The 17958-nt window shown below is 43.2% G+C and carries 17 protein-coding genes and 1 pseudogene; 14 read left to right on the top strand and 4 right to left on the bottom strand.

Going from position 1 to position 17958, the window contains the following annotated elements; genetic code table 11:
- Positions 1 to 442: 442 nt before the first annotated feature.
- The 10 genes from trpB (at position 443) to phoR (ending at position 10686) form a co-directional block, all read left to right on the top strand.
- Positions 443 to 1633 carry a tryptophan synthase subunit beta gene (gene trpB / locus ACZM60_RS01880; protein ID WP_489520649.1) on the top strand — a complete coding sequence of 397 codons (1191 nt, stop codon included), beginning with the start codon at positions 443 to 445 and terminating at the stop codon, positions 1631 to 1633.
- A 25-nt stretch (positions 1634 to 1658) separates the two neighbouring features.
- Positions 1659 to 3059, top strand: coding sequence for an anthranilate synthase component I family protein (locus tag ACZM60_RS01885; protein ID WP_340319031.1), 1401 nt, complete (start codon positions 1659 to 1661; stop codon positions 3057 to 3059).
- Positions 3060 to 3074: 15 nt separating this feature from the next.
- The gene (locus ACZM60_RS01890; protein WP_021971969.1) at positions 3075 to 3638 is read left to right on the top strand and encodes an anthranilate synthase component II; all 564 of its coding nucleotides are present in this window, start codon (positions 3075 to 3077) and stop codon (positions 3636 to 3638) included.
- Between the two features lie 13 nt (positions 3639 to 3651).
- A complete protein-coding gene (trpD, locus tag ACZM60_RS01895) occupies positions 3652 to 4647 on the top strand; it encodes an anthranilate phosphoribosyltransferase (protein ID WP_021971968.1) in 996 nt (331 codons plus the stop codon).
- A 53-nt stretch (positions 4648 to 4700) separates the two neighbouring features.
- Positions 4701 to 5495: an indole-3-glycerol phosphate synthase TrpC gene (gene trpC / locus ACZM60_RS01900; RefSeq protein ID WP_489520650.1), complete on the top strand. Its 795-nt coding sequence runs from the start codon at positions 4701 to 4703 to the stop codon at positions 5493 to 5495.
- The gene (locus tag ACZM60_RS01905; protein WP_489520651.1) at positions 5492 to 6112 is read left to right on the top strand and encodes a phosphoribosylanthranilate isomerase; all 621 of its coding nucleotides are present in this window, start codon (positions 5492 to 5494) and stop codon (positions 6110 to 6112) included. The genes trpC and ACZM60_RS01905 overlap by 4 nt, the downstream gene beginning before the upstream one ends.
- Positions 6113 to 6124: 12 nt before the next feature.
- Positions 6125 to 6901 carry a tryptophan synthase subunit alpha gene (trpA, locus tag ACZM60_RS01910; protein ID WP_021971965.1) on the top strand — a complete coding sequence of 259 codons (777 nt, stop codon included), beginning with the start codon at positions 6125 to 6127 and terminating at the stop codon, positions 6899 to 6901.
- A gap of 168 nt (positions 6902 to 7069) precedes the next feature.
- Entirely contained in the window at positions 7070 to 8119 is a 1050-nt protein-coding gene (locus tag ACZM60_RS01915; protein WP_021971964.1) for an asparaginase, read from the top strand.
- Positions 8120 to 8197: 78 nt separating this feature from the next.
- Entirely contained in the window at positions 8198 to 8884 is a 687-nt protein-coding gene (gene phoB, locus ACZM60_RS01920) for a two-component system response regulator PhoB (protein WP_021971963.1), read from the top strand.
- Between the two features lie 14 nt (positions 8885 to 8898).
- Positions 8899 to 10686 (top strand): two-component system sensor histidine kinase PhoR, encoded by a 1788-nt coding sequence (phoR, locus tag ACZM60_RS01925; RefSeq protein WP_489520652.1) that lies wholly within the window; start codon positions 8899 to 8901, stop codon positions 10684 to 10686.
- 110 nt (positions 10687 to 10796) lie between these two features.
- Here phoR and ACZM60_RS01930 read toward each other — a convergent pair whose 3' ends face one another.
- From ACZM60_RS01930 to mutY, 4 genes are all read right to left on the bottom strand, one after another.
- Positions 10797 to 11420 carry a 4'-phosphopantetheinyl transferase superfamily protein gene (locus tag ACZM60_RS01930; protein WP_021971961.1) on the bottom strand — a complete coding sequence of 208 codons (624 nt, stop codon included), beginning with the start codon at positions 11418 to 11420 and terminating at the stop codon, positions 10797 to 10799.
- Between the two features lie 4 nt (positions 11421 to 11424).
- A complete protein-coding gene (gldE, locus tag ACZM60_RS01935) occupies positions 11425 to 12777 on the bottom strand; it encodes a gliding motility-associated protein GldE (protein WP_021971960.1) in 1353 nt (450 codons plus the stop codon).
- A gap of 124 nt (positions 12778 to 12901) precedes the next feature.
- On the bottom strand, positions 12902 to 13342 hold the full coding sequence (locus ACZM60_RS01940; protein WP_340319035.1) for a single-stranded DNA-binding protein: 441 nt from the start codon (positions 13340 to 13342) through the stop codon (positions 12902 to 12904).
- A gap of 13 nt (positions 13343 to 13355) precedes the next feature.
- The gene (gene mutY / locus ACZM60_RS01945; protein WP_489520653.1) at positions 13356 to 14414 is read right to left on the bottom strand and encodes an A/G-specific adenine glycosylase; all 1059 of its coding nucleotides are present in this window, start codon (positions 14412 to 14414) and stop codon (positions 13356 to 13358) included.
- Positions 14415 to 14591: 177 nt separating this feature from the next.
- Here mutY and ACZM60_RS01950 point away from each other — a divergent pair, with 177 nt between their 5' ends.
- From ACZM60_RS01950 to ACZM60_RS01965, 4 genes and pseudogenes are all read left to right on the top strand, one after another.
- Positions 14592 to 14867 (top strand): HU family DNA-binding protein, encoded by a 276-nt coding sequence (locus ACZM60_RS01950; protein WP_022231270.1) that lies wholly within the window; start codon positions 14592 to 14594, stop codon positions 14865 to 14867.
- Positions 14868 to 15144: 277 nt separating this feature from the next.
- A complete protein-coding gene (locus ACZM60_RS01955) occupies positions 15145 to 16719 on the top strand; it encodes an Rne/Rng family ribonuclease (RefSeq protein WP_489520654.1) in 1575 nt (524 codons plus the stop codon).
- Positions 16720 to 16902: 183 nt separating this feature from the next.
- A complete protein-coding gene (locus tag ACZM60_RS01960; RefSeq protein WP_489520655.1) occupies positions 16903 to 17514 on the top strand; it encodes an epoxyqueuosine reductase QueH in 612 nt (203 codons plus the stop codon).
- Positions 17515 to 17601: 87 nt separating this feature from the next.
- Positions 17602 to 17862 (top strand): annotated as a pseudogene (locus tag ACZM60_RS01965) (MarR family winged helix-turn-helix transcriptional regulator); the annotation flags it as partial.
- Positions 17863 to 17958 lie beyond the last annotated feature (96 nt).

Genomic DNA, 17958 nt, shown 5'->3' on the forward strand with positions numbered 1-17958 from the left:
AACAAATTTCAGAACCGATTTGCCCAATGTCCTGATGATTTTTTCTTACTCACAAGAAATATTCGGCTTCTTCCGATAAAAACTTCACTTCAGAGAGGTACACTAAACAGGTCGTCTTCCTGTCCGAAACCCGACAGCCTGCAGCAAAGGCAAACAGCTTTGTGCATTATAGACAGTTTTTTTGCAAAAAAGTTTTTCTTTTATTTGGATATTCCATTTTTATCTCTACATTTGCAACCGATAATCAATTTATAATTTACACATCATGAAACAAACAATGGTAAATACATTCTTCTGGTGGCGCCTCTTGCAACTTCATAAGTCGTAAGGGAACATCAGTCGTGTGTATATATACCATTTAACTTATAGTAATAAGATATAGCAAAAGGCTGTCGTAACTTACGACAGCCTTTTTTGTTTTTCCCCCAATAATATCACTTTTATGAAAACGTATCAAGTAGACAAGAACGGTTTTTATGGAAACTTCGGTGGAGCATATATCCCCGAAATTCTGTACCAATGCGTAGAAGATCTGAAAAACGCATATCTGGAAGTCATGGAATCGGAAAGCTTCAAGCAAGAGTTCGCCCAGCTCCTGCGCGATTATGTGGGACGCCCCTCTCCACTGTACCTCGCCAAGCGGCTTTCTGAAAAATACGGATGTAAAATCTATCTGAAAAGAGAAGACCTGAATCACACAGGAGCACACAAGATAAACAATGCTATCGGACAAGTCCTTCTGGCTCACCGTATGGGCAAAAAACGTATCATCGCCGAAACCGGAGCCGGACAGCACGGAGTGGCTACAGCTACCGTATGTGCACTGATGAACATGGAGTGCATCGTATATATGGGCAAGACAGATGTGGAACGCCAGCACATTAATGTGGAGAAAATGAAAATGCTGGGAGCAACCGTACGAGCCGTAACTTCCGGAAACATGACACTGAAAGATGCTACAAACGAGGCTATCCGCGACTGGTGCTGTCATCCTGAAGATACTTATTACCTGATCGGCTCTACCGTAGGCCCGCACCCCTATCCCGACATGGTGGCCCGTCTGCAATCTGTCATCAGTGAGGAAATCAAAAAGCAGCTTCAAGAACACGAGGGACGCAATTACCCCGACTACCTGATAGCCTGTGTAGGCGGAGGAAGCAATGCCGCCGGTACGATTTATCATTACATCGACGACGAACGTGTCAAGATTGTACTGGCTGAAGCTGGAGGAAAAGGTATAGACAGCGGAATGTCGGCTGCCACAATCCACCTGGGCCGGTTGGGAATCATTCATGGTTCGAAAACATTGCTGATGCAGGATGAGGACGGACAAATTATCGAACCGTATTCTATCTCTGCCGGACTGGACTATCCGGGCATCGGACCCATGCATGCGAATCTGGCCGAACAGCACCGTGCAACCGTTCTTGCCATCAACGATGATGAAGCTATCCGTGCAGCTTACGAACTGACCCGACTGGAAGGTATTATTCCGGCACTGGAGTCGGCACACGCACTGGGAGCACTCGACAAGCTGTCATTCAAGCCCGAAGATATCGTTGTTCTGACTGTTTCGGGAAGAGGCGACAAGGATATAGAAACTTATTTAAACAATGAACCGGCCAACAACTGATTTTCACCCTTAAAGTTACAATACGATGACAACATATACTTATCATACCGCACATAAAGTAATGCTGGGCGACCTGCATACTCCGGTCAGTACCTACCTGAAAGTACGCGACCTCTTTCCACAAAGCGCACTGATGGAGAGCTCCGACTATCACGGAACCGAAAACAACCGTTCGTTCATCGCTTTCAACCCGATAGCAAGTATCAGCATCAACCATGGAATGGCCACAGCAGTCTTTCCCGATGATACACGTATTGAAACAGCACTGAGTGACACTTTTACGGCAGAAAATGCCATCAATGAATTTCTTTCCCGCTTCAAGGTAGAAGGAGAATATGCCGGCTACTGCGGGTTGTACGGGTATACAACATTCAATGCCGTACGTTATTTCGAACGGATTCCGGTAAAAGACAGCCGTGACCCAAAGAACGACGCACCCGAAATCCTCTACATTTTATACAAATACCTGATTGTCTTCAACGATTTCAAGAGCGAAATGGTACTGATTGAAATGCAAGATGGGGAAGGCAGCAGTCACATCCATGAAATAGAAAAAGCCATCAACAACCGGAACTATACGACTTATGATTTCTATCCCATAGGGGAAACGACCAGCACACTGACCGATGAGGAACATAAAGCCAATATCCGCAAAGGCATAGCCCACTGCCTGCGGGGAGATGTTTTTCAAGTAGTTCTCTCGCGCCGTTTCATCCAGAAGTTTCAAGGCGACGACTTCAAACTGTACCGGGCACTAAGAAGCATCAATCCGTCACCCTATCTGTTTTACTTCGATTTCGGAGGTTTCCGTATTTTCGGTTCTTCTCCCGAAACCCACTGCAAGATAGAAAACGGACAAGCTACTATCGATCCGATAGCCGGTACTACCCGGCGCAGCGGAGACAAGGAAACCGACAGGCAACTGACAGCTTCCCTCCTTGCCGACCCGAAAGAGAATGCCGAACATGTCATGCTGGTCGATTTGGCACGAAATGACTTGAGCCGCAATTGCCACAATACCCACATCGAATTTTTTAAGGAACCTCAATATTACAGTCATGTCATTCATCTGGTAAGCCGGGTAAGCGGAACACTGGAAAAGACCACCAATCCGGTACGTACGTTCATCGATACGTTCCCCGCCGGGACACTGAGTGGTGCTCCAAAAGTCCGTGCCATGCAACTCATCAGCGAAATAGAGCCACACAACCGTGGGGTGTATGGAGGATGTATCGGTTTCATCGGACTAAACGGTTCACTGAACCAGGCGATTACCATCCGAACCTTTGTAAGCCGCAACAACGAGCTCTGGTTTCAGGCCGGAGGCGGCATTACGGCACTGAGCAATGAAGAAAACGAATTACAGGAAGTCAACAACAAGCTGGGAGCACTGAAAAAGGCAATCCTTCTGGCTGAAAAATTATAAAAAGACATAGGAACAATGAAAATAGTCATCATAGACAATTACGACTCGTTTACTTACAACCTGAGTCATTTGATAAAAGAACTTGGAGCCGACGTAACAGTACTACGCAACGATTGCTTCCAGTTGGACGAACTGGAACAGTTCGACAAAATTGTACTTTCGCCGGGACCGGGAATACCGGAAGAAGCCGGTTTGTTGCTGGATGTAATCCGGAAATATGCCGGACGCAAACCCATACTGGGAGTTTGTCTGGGAGAGCAAGCCATCGGCGAGGTATTCGGCGGTAAACTGACGAATCTCGAAACAGTATATCACGGCATACAAAGTCCGGTTACCATCACTGCCGACGATTACATCTTCCACCAACTTCCCCACGAAATTCCCGTAGGACGTTACCATTCGTGGGTAGTCGATACAAACGGATTTCCAGATAGTCTGGAAATAACAGCCGTAAGTCGCGAAGGATATGTCATGGCATTGCGCCACCGGAATTATGATATTCGAGGCATTCAGTTCCACCCGGAATCAATTCTTACCCCTGATGGCAAGCAAATGATGCAAAACTGGTTAAATCACTAAAAATGTTACTACAATGAAAGAAATACTTATACGACTTTTTGCCCACGAAGAACTCTCGCACGAAGAGGCATACAACCTGATGAAGGGTATTACCCGAGGCGACTACAACGAAGCTCAGATTGCGTCACTGCTTACAGTATTCCAGATGCGCGGTATAAAGGTGAACGAACTGACCGGATTTCGTGAAGCACTTCTCACTACCCGTGTACCGGTTGATTTCTCTGATTTCGAACCAATTGACATTGTAGGTACGGGAGGTGACGGAAAAAACACATTCAATATCTCTACCTGCGCCTGCTTCGTCGTAGCAGGAGCCGGATATGCTGTCGCCAAACACGGCAACTATGGTGCCACTTCAGTCAGCGGAGCCAGCAATGTCATGGAACAGCATGGAGTCAAATTTACAAACGACGAAAGCAAGCTGCGCCGCTCCATCGAAGCATGCGGCATGGCCTATCTGCACGCTCCCCTTTTCAATCCTGCCATGAAAACCGTGGCTCCGGTTCGAAAAGCTTTGCAAGTACGTACCTTATTTAACCTTCTTGGCCCGCTCGTGAACCCGTGCCTGCCAGCCTATCAGTTGCTGGGTGTAGCCGATCTTCCGCAAATGCGACTCTACACCAATACTCTGCAGCGTCTGAACATCGGCTTTGCCGTGGTCAACAACCTCGACGGATACGACGAAATCTCTCTGACTGACGAGTTCAAGGTCATGACGAACCGTTACGAAACAATATATCGTCCTTCCGATTTGGGCTTTACCATTGCCCGACGCGAGGAGCTGTACGGCGGAAACACACCGGAAGAAGCAGCCCGGATATTCGACAATGTGCTGCAAAATCAGGCTACCAAGGCACAAACCGACTGCGTGCTGATAAATGCTTCGTTCGCCATACAGGCACGTGAACCGCAAAAACCGATAGAAACATGCGTGGCATTGGCAAAAGAGTCACTGGAAAGTGGACGGGCATGGAATACTTTCTGCAAATTCGTCAGCATGAACAACTGAAAACGTCAGCACATTTTTATTAAAACATCACCACATTTAAAAAAAACGTCACCATGAATCAAGACATATTGACCGACATTATCGCACATAAGCGAAAAGAGCTTGAGGCACAAGAAGCTGCGGTTTCTGCTTCATTTCTCGAAAACCACATCGGAAACATTGCCGCCACACGCAGCATGAAAGAGAGTCTTCTGTCTTCTTCCACCGGAATCATTGCCGAATTCAAGCGCCGTTCCCCATCAAAGGGCTGGATTAACCGCGAAGCCGACGCCTCCGTAATTCCTCACGGCTACGAACAGGCGGGAGCCGCTGCTCTCTCCATCCTGACAGACGAGATGTTTTTTGGCGGTTCACTGAAAGATATCCGGATTGCCCTCCCGACAGTCAATCTCCCAATTCTGCGCAAAGATTTCATCATCAGCCGGTATCAGTTATTACAAGCCAAGGTTGCACAAGCCGATGCAGTACTGCTGATTGCAGCAGCCCTGACTCCGGACGAATGCAAGATGCTGGCATCCGAAGCACACGAACTGCAACTCGAAGTGCTGCTCGAATTACATCGGGAAGAAGAACTGGAATACATCAACGACCATATAGATATGATAGGCATAAACAACCGTAATCTGGGAACCTTTCATACCGACACAGAGAACTCATTTCAACTTGCCGAAAAACTTCCTCAAGACAAAGTACTGGTTTCGGAAAGCGGAATCTCACAAGCGGAAACGGTCGTCAAGTTACGTGAAGCGGGCTTCCGAGGCTTCTTGATTGGGGAGAATTTTATGAAGACCAATCATCCGGAAACTGCATTAAGCCAGTTTATCCATCATATTCATTCTGCCTTATGATAGTTAAAGTATGTGGCATGCGCCAACCCGAGAACATCCGTGAAGTAGAAAGAGCCGGAGCCGACTGGATGGGGTTTATCTGTTACCAGCGTTCCCCACGCTTTGTTTCGTCAACCCCTCTCTATCTTCCCGTACAGTCAAAGCGTATCGGAGTTTTTGTCAACGCCGATTATGAAACAATTATTACACGAGCAAGCGAACTGAGGCTCGATTACCTTCAACTGCATGGCTCGGAATCTCCCGCCCTGTGTCAGAAACTTCGGGCAAAAGGATTCAGACTGATAAAAGCATTCTCCTTTCGTAGCTCTTCGGAGGTGGAACGGACAAACGAATATGTGCCGTACTGCGATTATTTCCTCTTCGATACGCCATGCCGTGAATACGGAGGTTCGGGACGATCGTTCGACTGGAATATACTAAGCAGCTATCACGGTAACACTCCTTTCCTGCTGAGCGGAGGCATCTGCCCTGAAAGTCTGGAGGCTTTGTCCGGATTTCATCATCCTGCCTGGGCAGGAATCGACCTGAACAGTGGCTTCGAAACTGCTCCGGCACACAAAGATGTAGCAAAACTCAAACATTTTATCAAGCAATTCAGATTATTAACCAACAAATAAAACCATACAACTATGAACCGTATTAATGAATTATTCAACCGCAAACATCATGATATTCTCTCCTTATATTTCTGTGCCGGAAGCCCTACCCTGGAAAGTACTGCAACCGTTATCAGAACACTTGAACAGAAAGGCATCGACCTGATAGAAATAGGCATACCGTTCAGTGACCCGATGGCCGACGGTGTAGTTATCCAAGAGGCTGCAACCCAAGCCTTGCGAAACGGAATGACACTGAAAAAACTCTTCGGTCAACTGAAAGATATCCGCCAGAACGTCAATATTCCTCTCATTCTTATGGGGTACCTGAATCCTATTATGCAATACGGCTTTGAGAATTTCTGTCAAAGCTGCCAGACATGTGGAATAGATGGTATCATTATACCCGACCTGCCTTTCAAAGATTATCAGGAAGAATACCGTCCGGTAGCCGAACGTTACAATCTGCGTATCATTATGCTGATAACTCCCGAAACCAGCGAAGAGCGTATTCGTGAAATAGACCAGCACACCGACGGATTTATTTATATGGTTTCTTCGGCAGCTACCACTGGAGCACAAAAAAATTTCGACGAACAGAAGCAAGCATACTTCCGACGCATTGAAAAGATGAAGCTGCATAATCCGCGTATGATAGGCTTCGGTATTTCGAACAGACAAACTTACGAAGCAGCTGCTGCCTATGCTTCCGGATGTATAATCGGCAGTAAATTTGTCACTCTGCTAAATGAGGAAAAAGGAGATGCCGGAAAGGCCGCCGACCGCCTGAAGCATCTGCTGGAGTTATAAAATTAAAAGATATAAAGCTCCGATAAAAACAAAAATGAAACTGCAACGGGGTGCAAACAATTGATTTATCACAATAAAACAAGCATTTTGTTATTTTATTAAATCAAACATTACGAGGTTATAACTCTTTTCACTATCTTTGTGACAAATTAAGCAATAGACACGAACATGATTAAGCCAGATTATCCTTCCGTTTTGCTAATCTATACCGGAGGTACGATTGGAATGATCGAGAATCCGGAAACAGGAGCACTGGAAGCTTTCAACTTTGACCAACTTCAGGAAAATGTTCCGGAATTGAAACGTTTCAATTATCGTATCTCGTCTTACCAGTTCAACCCTCCCATCGATTCGTCCGACATGGAACCTGCTTTATGGAGCAAACTGGTAAAGATTATCCATTACAATTACGATAACTTCGATGGTTTCGTTATTCTGCACGGAACGGATACCATGGCTTATACGGCGTCGGCACTCAGCTTCATGCTGGAAAACCTAAGCAAGCCTGTCATCCTGACAGGAAGCCAGCTGCCCATCGGCGTGCTGCGTACCGACGGAAAAGAAAATCTGATAACCTCTATCGAAATAGCTGCGGCCAAACATCCGGACGGACGAGCTATCGTACCTGAGGTGTGTATCTTCTTTGAAAATCTATTGCTGCGCGGAAATCGTACCACCAAAATCAACGCTGAAAATTTCAATGCTTTCCGCTCGTATAATTATCCTCCTCTGGCTACTGCAGGAATACACATCAAATATGAATACGACCGTATCCGCAAGGCAGACTTAAATCTTCCGATGCACCCGCATTATGTATTCGACACCAATGTGCTTATTCTTACGATATTCCCCGGCATTCAGGAGAATGTAGTAAGTAATGTATTCCGTATACCAGGACTGAAAGCGGTAGTCCTGAAAACATACGGTTCGGGAAATGCGCCACAAAAGCCTTGGTTCATTCGTCTGCTTAAGGAGGCAACACAACGAGGTATCGTCATTGTGAACATCTCTCAATGTCCGGCAGGCATGGTAGAGATGGGACGATATGAAACGGGACTGCACCTGCTGGACGCAGGTGTTATCAGCGGATATGATGCTACGGTAGAAAGTGTATTGACAAAACTGATGTTCCTACTCGGCCATAACCTGACTCCCAGGGAAGTACGTGCCGAAATGAACCGTTCCCTTGTTGGAGAATTTACCCGTCCTGAATTGTAACATCTTTGTAATACCTATTTCATCGTGACGAAACAAAAAAGCACCACCTTTGCACCAATAAATAATAAACAAAGCACTATGAACGATTATCGTATTCTTGTTGTAGACGATGAAGAGGACCTCTGCGAGATTCTGAAGTTCAATCTCGAAATGGAAGGATATACAGTAGACACAGCTAACTCTGCCGAGGAGGCTTTGAAACTGGATATTGCACAATACAACTTACTACTGCTGGATGTGATGATGGGAGAAATTTCCGGTTTCAAGATGGCACGTATGCTAAAGGCAGACAAAGATACCGCCGAAATACCTATCATCTTCATTACAGCAAAAGATACGGAAAATGATACAATCACCGGATTCAACCTGGGAGCTGACGACTATATTTCAAAACCTTTCTCCCTGCGTGAGGTTATCATGCGTGTAAAGGCTGTATTGCGTCGTACTGCCGGCGTACAAATCAAGGAAGAAGAACAGATTCAGTATAAAGGACTTATTATCAACATTCCTCAAAAGAAGGTAACAATAGATGGCGAAGAGGCTTCTCTTACCAAAAAGGAGTTCGAAATTTTATTGCTGCTGCTCCAAAATCAGGGACGAGTATTTTCACGCGAAGATATCCTTGCCAAGGTATGGAACGATGAAGTATATGTACTCGACCGTACCATTGATGTAAATATTACTCGCCTGCGTAAAAAAATAGGAAATTACGGCAAATATATAGTAACCCGACTCGGATATGGTTACTGCTTCGAATGTGAATAATTCAAAGGATTACCATGACTAAACTTTCATACCGCTTACTACCATTCAGCAAACGGCTTTTTCTTTCAGTAGTATCCTTATTTCTTGCCTTTGCTGTCTGCTTTATGCTCTTTCAGTATCAGCGTGAAAAATCATATAAAAGCGAATTGCTGAACACGCAGTTACAGAATTATAACGCACAGTTATACGACTTTATCGGCGAGAACGACAATTTCAGTGTCGATACCTTACAGCACTATGTTACTACGCATATGATTCCCAATCTGCGCGTAACACTTATTACTGCTGAAGGTGAGGTACTTTATGATAATACCCAGAAGGATATAAGCCAGTTTAAGAATCATAGCTCCCGAAAAGAAGTTCAAGACGCTCTGATGTATGGCAGTGGATATTCCATCAGTCGTTATTCGGAAAGTCTGAACGGAGAAGAATTTTTTTATTCTGCACGTTACTACCCTGCCAAGCAGGTTATTATACGCTCTGCCTTACCTTACAATGTAAGCCTAAGCGAGCATCTGCGTGCTGATTCAGGCTTTGTTTGGTTTACCATTATCATCAGCCTGATATTGATGACGCTGTTTTACCGCTTTACACATAAGTTGGGGACTTCTATTACTCAGTTGCAACAGTTTGCCTTGAAAGCTGACCGCAACGAGCCGATAGACCTTGATATTCTGGAAACATTTCCAAAGAATGAGTTGGGAGAGATTTCGCAACATATCATAAAGATATATAAGCGATTACACCGGGCAAAGGAAGCACTGTACATCGAACGTGAAAAATTGATTTCACACCTGCAGACTTCGCATGAAGGACTCGGAGTTTTTACCCGTGAACGAAACGAGATTCTGGTAAATAATCTGTTTACTCAATATGCAAATACGATTTCCGACCATAATCTTGCCTCTACAGAAGAAGTTTTTTCAATACCGGAACTGGCGCCCATTACGGACTTTCTGAACAGAAATGAGGGTAATTTCCACAAGGAAGAAAAAAGATTCTCCTTGCATATCGACAAGAATGCACGTTCATTTTCGGTAGAATGTATCATCTTTCAAGATCATGCTTTCGAAATTTCTATCATCGATATTACGCAGGAAGAGGAACAGGCTCGATTGAAACGCCAGCTTACCCAGAATATTGCACACGAGTTGAAAACACCGGTAAGCAGTATACAGGGATATCTGGAAACAATCCTGAACAATCCTAATATATCTCCGGCTACGATGCATACATTTCTGGAGCGCAGTTATGCACAGAGTAACCGTCTGACGATTCTATTGCGTGATATATCGGTACTGACCCGCATGGATGAAGCTCCACATCTTGTAGAGATTGAAACAGTAAACTTGAGCAAGATGATAGAGAACATGTTGAACGAAGTTGCACTGAATCTGGAAGAAAAACAAATAAAGGTTGTCAATAGGCTACCATTCGACCTGAAACTGGAAGGCAATAGTTCACTTATCTATTCTATTTTCCGTAATTTAATGGATAATGCGATTGCGTATGCAGGAACAGGAGTTACGGTCACAATCAACTGTTTCCGCGAAGATGAGAAATTCTACTACTTCAGCTTCTCTGATACGGGCGTGGGAGTACCGGAAGAACACCTGAACCGCTTGTTCGAACGCTTCTATCGCGTAGACAAAGGACGCTCACGTAAATTAGGAGGAACAGGATTAGGACTTGCCATTGTGAAGAATGCCGTACTTTTCCACGGCGGTACAATCTTTGCAAAGAACAATCCTCATGGTGGACTGGAATTCGTCTTCACTCTACAAAAAAATAAAGAGAATTAATTCAGGAGTACACAACTCTAAAAGTTGAACATACTAAAATTCCCTTGTCAAGCTCTATTACACAGAACATGACAAGGGAATTTTCTATTATAACCTTTCGAAAAAAGCATTCAATTGACACACCAAGTACACACAAAATCAGGATTTACCAGATAATGCAAGCTAAAGCAAGCTTTACGGACAGTACGGAACTCTTGCCCCTCGCACCGACCTTCTGCTAAAAGCTGAAACGGATATATGCGAAGATGCGTCAGAAAGTCGACCTCTTCCACTCCCATCAGCTTATACATTGTTTCTTTTGCCGACCAGTGTACAAGCAGATAAGAAGTATCTGTCGCGTCATCAAACTCCTCCGGATACATAAAACGCCCTACCACCTTACGTACTCGTTCGGATACATATTCAATATCAACACCAACGTCCTTCTGTGAATGCAATCCGACAGCTACATATCCACGCGTATGAGAAATGGTAATATGAAAACTTCCGTCAGTAAGATAAGGTTTTCCCGAAGGAAGATGCCGGATATGTTTTTCTTCGCCACATAATGTACGCAACAGTACTCGCACCGCCAGATATTCCAACCGACGTGATTCAGCTTTGAGACATGCAAGTTCTTCATCGTAAGGTAATGCCGTAGAAGTCAGCATTTCTCGCAACTGTTCTGCAGTTTCTTCCACGCGCCAGACTGCAAAGCAGGCTTCCTCTTCATTCCATTTCTTCCACAATGGCATACATTTACTCTTCTTTTTCCTTTTCCGGCTTTTTGCCGACAGTTACTTTTACTTTTACAATACGACGAGCGTCCATTTCCAGAATCTCGAACCGGTAACGATTGAAATTAATGACTTCATGCAGTACAGGGAATTCTCCTTTCAGCTCCAACAACAGACCAGCCAGTGTATCAGCATCCCCTGCCACACTTTCAAAATCATCCGGATCAATCTCCGCTAATTTATAGAAATCGGACAATAATGTTTTTCCCTCGAATATATATACATTCTCGGATATCTTTACATATGTACGTTCTTCTTCATCGTATTCATCGTTTATCTCACCGACAATCTCTTCGATGATATCTTCCATAGTCACGATACCCGACGTACCACCAAACTCATCGACAACAATTGCAATATGAATTTTGTTTGCCTGAAAATCGCGCAACAAATCGTCAATCATCTTCGTTTCCGGCACAAAGTACGCCGGACGAATCAAATTCTGCCATTTAAAGTCAGCTCCTTTATCAAGATAAGGCAACAAATCTTTGATATACAAAATACCTTTAATATTGTCACGTGACTCTTCGTACACCGGAATTCGTGAATACGCATTATCCACGATACACTTTATCACATCAGGGAACGGAGTATTTATCTCTAAGTCTACAATATCGAGCCGGGAAGTCATAACTTCTTCAGCCGTTTCTTCACCAAACCGGATAATACCTTTCAACATATTACTTTCTTCGGATATTTCATTTTTATCCGTCAGTTCAAGTGCCTGCGAAAGATCATCGACCGATAAATTGGGGACTTTCCGTTTACGGGTCAGCTTATTAATCAAAAAAGTAGAGTGTACCAGCAGATTTGAAACCGGTTTAAACACTGAAAGCAACACAGAAATGACCGGAGCTGCCTTACGACAGAATTTCAATGTATTCTGCGCTGAGTAAATTTTCGGCATAATTTCGCCAAAAAGTAATAACAGAAACGTAAGTACAACGGTAATCAGTATGAACTCCAACAGTTTAGCATCACCAAAATCTATCACACTGGCAAAAAAGAAATTGCACAACATGATAATTGTCACATTGACAAAATTATTCGAAATAAGAATTGTGGCAAGCAAACGCTCCGAATCATCAAGTAATGCCTTAATGCGCGAGTCGGAAGGATGCTCATTCTCTTCAATTTTACTAAGATCGGAAGGAGAAAGCGAAAAAAAGGCTATTTCGGAAGCCGAAACAAAGCCAGAAGCATACAAAAGTAAAATTGCAAGTATTAATGCAATCATAGCCCCTACAGTAGGGGGCACGACGGTCACTCCGTCACATAAATCCCGTAAATAGGATATACACGAGTCAGGGTCCAAGGAATAAATATTTAGTTAAACATCAATTATCATTTTGTCTCTTTCACTATAAGCGTGTAGTTCCGCCTCGTCGTTATTCCACTTCAACCTTTTCTACATGGCCTATGGTGAAAGAGCTGTCAGTTTAGAACGGCAAATCGTCGGAAGCATCGGCCGGCTGCGACGGCTGAGCAGCCGCTGATTGCTGAGCTGTTACAGGCTGTGCAGGCTGCCCCGAAGCAGATTGTGCCGAACGCGGTGTAAGCATTTCCATATTATCGGCAAAAATTTCTACTACATAACGCTTTACCCCATTCTGATCATCATACGAACGAGAGCGAATTTTACCTTCAATATACAGTTTATCACCTTTATGTACGTACTTCTCGGCTGTTTCAGCAAGACCGCGCCACAATACAATGTTGTGCCATTCTGTACGTTCGGGAACCTGTGTTCCATTAGGTAACGTATAGGCACGGTCGGTAGTAGCCAAAGGAAATGTTGCCACTGCTACACCACTGTCCAAGTAACGCACATCGGGATCTTTTCCCACATTGCCAATCAACTGAGCTTTATTTAATGACATAATCTATTATCTTTTAAGTATTCTGTTCCAAAATTAGAGAAAAAAAACGAGATGTCAAGCGAGATACAGGAAATTTATGCAAATCGTCAACCAAAACTCGCTGATATGTATTGCCGATGGAAGCCGTTTCGGGTATAGTGATTTCATAACAATCGGCATAAATTATACGATGCGACAAGACATGTTTTATTCCCTCTGCGACTAATCTGACATGAATCACCTCACAAGTACCAAACAAGTCCGCAAACTCCTGACATTGCAGAACCTGGTGTTCGTCAAGTTCGGTTTCGGTTTCTATTAAAGGAAATTCATATAAATTATGCCAGATGTCTCCCGCCCCACGCTTATATATATAGGTATATATACCTGCATGTACATAAAAATAATGAAAATAGCGGTTTGAAACCTTCGTTTTATGTGCTTTACGAGGCAACTCTTCTACCAGCCCCTTTTGCAAAGCTACACAACTATCAGACAAAGGACAAAACATACACGCAGGAGAAGAAGGCACACACTGCAATGCTCCAAAATCCATTATAGCCTGATTATATAGTGCAGGGCGTTCCTTATCCAGCAGTTCATCGGCCAAAGCAGCAAAAATTTTCTTTCCAGCACTGGTATCGATAGGGTCTTCCACTCCCATCCAGCGAGAAATCACCCGATAGACATTACCGTCAACAACCGCACAAGGCATATCATAAGCAAATGAACAAATGGCAGCAGCTGTATAATCGCCCACTCCTTTCAACTTACGTACTTCCGGATAGGTATCGGGAAATGCTCCTTTTTTAACTATAGAACGGGCTGCTTCATGAAGATTCCTGGCACGAGAATAATACCCCAATCCCTGCCAGTACCTCATAACTTCATCTTCATCGGCTTCGGCCAATGTCTGATAATCGGGAAACCGCTCAATAAACCGGCAATAATAATCGTACCCTTGCACAACACGCGTCTGCTGCAAAATAATTTCCGATATCCAGATTTTATAAGGATTTTTCGTATTTCTCCAAGGTAAGTCACGCTTATTATCTTTATACCAATCTATAATCTTATCGCCTAACAAACTCATTTAAAATGACAATTCAATATTTATACCAATTAAATTTTCGGCAAAAATAAGTGTTTTAGCAGAGCCTGAGCTACTTTTTACAAAATTTGTTTGAAAGAAATTTCTTTGAGAACGAGAAAAGCTATATATTTGCAATCCAAAAAATTAAGATAACGTATAACAATAATTATTAGCGAAATGACTAAAGCAGATATTGTAAACGAAATTGCTAAAAACACGGGTATTGATAAGGCAACAGTTCTGACTACGCTTGAAGCGTTTATGGATTCAGTAAAAGAATCATTGTCAAACGACGAAAACGTATACCTTCGCGGTTTCGGTAGTTTCATTGTGAAGAAAAGAGCGCAGAAGACTGCCCGTAACATTTCAAAGAATACAACTATTATCATTCCGGAACACAATATTCCGGCATTTAAACCAGCAAAAACATTTACTCTTTCAGTAAAAAAATAAATTAACATTAGTATTAACCCTATAAATTTAACAAGTATGCCTAGCGGAAAGAAAAGAAAAAGACATAAAATGTCTACACACAAGCGTAAAAAAAGACTAAGAAAGAACAGACATAAAAGCAAAAAATAATTGTTAGTCTGTCCGACTTCAATAAAGAACAAACTTGTAAAGCTCCTACTAGTCTTTCAGGTTTGTTCTTTGTGTATTATGAAAGTGCAGAAAAGACGAAACTGCACCCCCTAAACGCATTATTAACACTCTAAAAACTAAGTAACAAGTGACAAGCGAATTAGTAGTAGATGTACAGCCCAAAGAGATCTCAATCGCACTTCTGGAGGATAAAAATCTGGTAGAATTCCAAAAAGAAGAGCGAAACCTTTCCTTCTCAGTGGGCAATATGTACGTGGGCAAGGTACGTAAACTTATGCCCGGACTGAATGCCTGCTTCGTAGACGTAGGCTTCGAAAAAGACGCTTTCCTTCACTACTTAGACCTCGGACCTCAATTTACTTCTCATCAGAAGTATCTGAAGCAAGTTATCAGCGACAGAAAAAAACTTTATCCCATGTCGAAAGCTTCCATCATGCCTGACATCGACAAAGACGGAACAATCTCTACCGTACTACAGCAAGGACAGGAAGTTATCGTACAAATCGTAAAGGAACCAATTTCCACAAAAGGACCGCGACTGACATGTGAATTGTCTTTTGCCGGACGATACCTTGTTTTGATTCCATTTAATGATAAAGTTTCGGTTTCCCAGAAAATCAAGTCAAGCGAAGAACGTGCACGCTTAAAACAATTATTGCAAAGTATCAAACCTAAGAACTTCGGAGTAATCGTACGTACCGTAGCCGAAGGTAAGCGCGTAGCAGAACTGGATGCCGAACTGAAAGTGTTGCTGAAACATTGGGAAGACACCATCACAAAAGTCCAGAAGGCAACCAAATTGCCATCGCTGGTATACGAGGAAACAAGTCGTACAGTTGCCATGTTGCGCGATTTGTTTAATCCGTCGTACGAAAATATTTATGTAAACGATAAAAGTGTTTACAATGAAGTAAAAGATTATGTAACGCTTATTGCTCCCGAGCGCTCGGGTATTGTTAAGCTTTACAAAGGACAGCTTCCCATTTTCGATAACTTTGCTATTACCAAGCAGATCAAATCGTCGTTCGGAAAGACGGTTTCATACAAGAGCGGAGCCTACCTCATTATAGAACATACCGAAGCACTGCATGTAGTAGACGTCAACAGCGGTAACCGCTCGAAATCGGGAAACGGACAAGAGGCGAATGCACTTGACGTAAATTTAGGAGCAGCCGATGAACTGGCACGACAGCTTCGGTTGAGAGATATGGGAGGTATCATCGTAGTCGACTTCATCGATATGAATCTTGCTGAGAACCGCCAGAAACTATACGAACGTATGTGCCAAAACATGCAGAAAGACCGTGCAAAGCACAATATTCTGCCACTCAGCAAATTCGGATTAATGCAGATAACCCGTCAAAGAGTACGGCCGGCAATGGACGTTACTACCGATGAAGACTGCCCGACTTGTTTTGGAAAAGGAAAGATAAAGCCTTCCATCCTGTTTACAGATACACTGGAAAGTAAAATTGACTACCTGGTCAATAAACTGAAGGTCAAAAAATTTACATTACATATTCATCCTTACGTAGCCGCATATATCAATCAAGGAATTGTTTCTTTGAAACGGAAATGGCAAATGAAGTTTGGATTTGGAATAAAAATCATCCCAAATCAAAGCCTTGCCTTCCTGGAATATAAATTCTACGATGTACACGGTGAGGAGCTTGATATGAAAGAAGAATTTGAAATAAAATAACTTTCGCATCTTTATTTCACCACGGAGAACCATATCATTATCTTGTATATGATATGGTTCTCTTATTTTTACTCTAAAGCAACAAACGCTCTCTTTCCATTTAGAAAAGAATCTCAAGCATTTCCCGTTCACAAACAAAAAGGTTATTTTTGCATATAGAAATATGCTATCCTCGAAAACGATATGAAAAAGAAAAAGTTTACTTTGGAAGTACCTGGTAATGCAAAACGTGTCTTGCTACACACTTGTTGTGCTCCTTGCTCATCTGCAATCATTGAATGCTTAATGCAACACGACATACGTCCCACCATCTACTACTGTAACCCCAACATCTACCCGCTGGAAGAATATAATATCCGCAAAAACGAATGTTCTCGTTATGCCCGTTCGCTGGGACTTGATATCATAGACGCTGATTACGACCACGAAGAATGGAGATGTACGGTAAAAGGGCTTGAGAATGAGCCGGAACGAGGAGGACGCTGCCTGCAATGTTTTAAGATGCGCCTGCATGACACAGCACGTTACGCACACGAAAACGGCTTCACCGTCATTACAACCACACTTGCTTCTTCACGATGGAAAAGTCTGGAACAGATAAATCAGGCTGGACATTATGCCGTAGAACCTTACCCCGACGTAATCTGGTGGGAGCAGAACTGGCGAAAAGGTGGACTGAGCGAACGACGTATCGCCATCATTAAAGAATATAATTTCTACAACCAGCGCTATTGTGGCTGCGAATTCAGTATGCGCAAGGATGAGATAATCCCATCAGACTCTGAAGAGAAATAAAAGCCTCCATGCCCAATTAGTCAAATATTTGACTAATTCAATAAAAATATCTACCTTTGCAGCTCATTAAAAAATGATCAAACACTTATGAGAGAAGGAGGAGAGTTTAGAGAGTTGATGCTGCAAGTATTCCGTACCCGCATGGCATTTCGCAGAGCAATGCAACGTACATTAAAAAGAAACAATGCGGGAATCACCTTCGAAATGCTGCAAGTACTGAGCAGCCTGTGGCACGAGCAAGGCATCACCCAGCAAGTACTGGCAGAACGCACTGCCAAGGATAAAGCATGTCTGACCAACCTGATGAACAATCTGGAGAAGAAAGGTTATGTCCGACGAGAAGAAGACGTGAGTTCGGGATAAGAAAGTATCTTTAAAAGTTGGTAATCACCGAATTATTTTGTATATTTAAGTCTGACAAACAATTAATTACAAATTAACAAC

It is taken from the genome of Phocaeicola sp. (assembly GCF_057861905.1).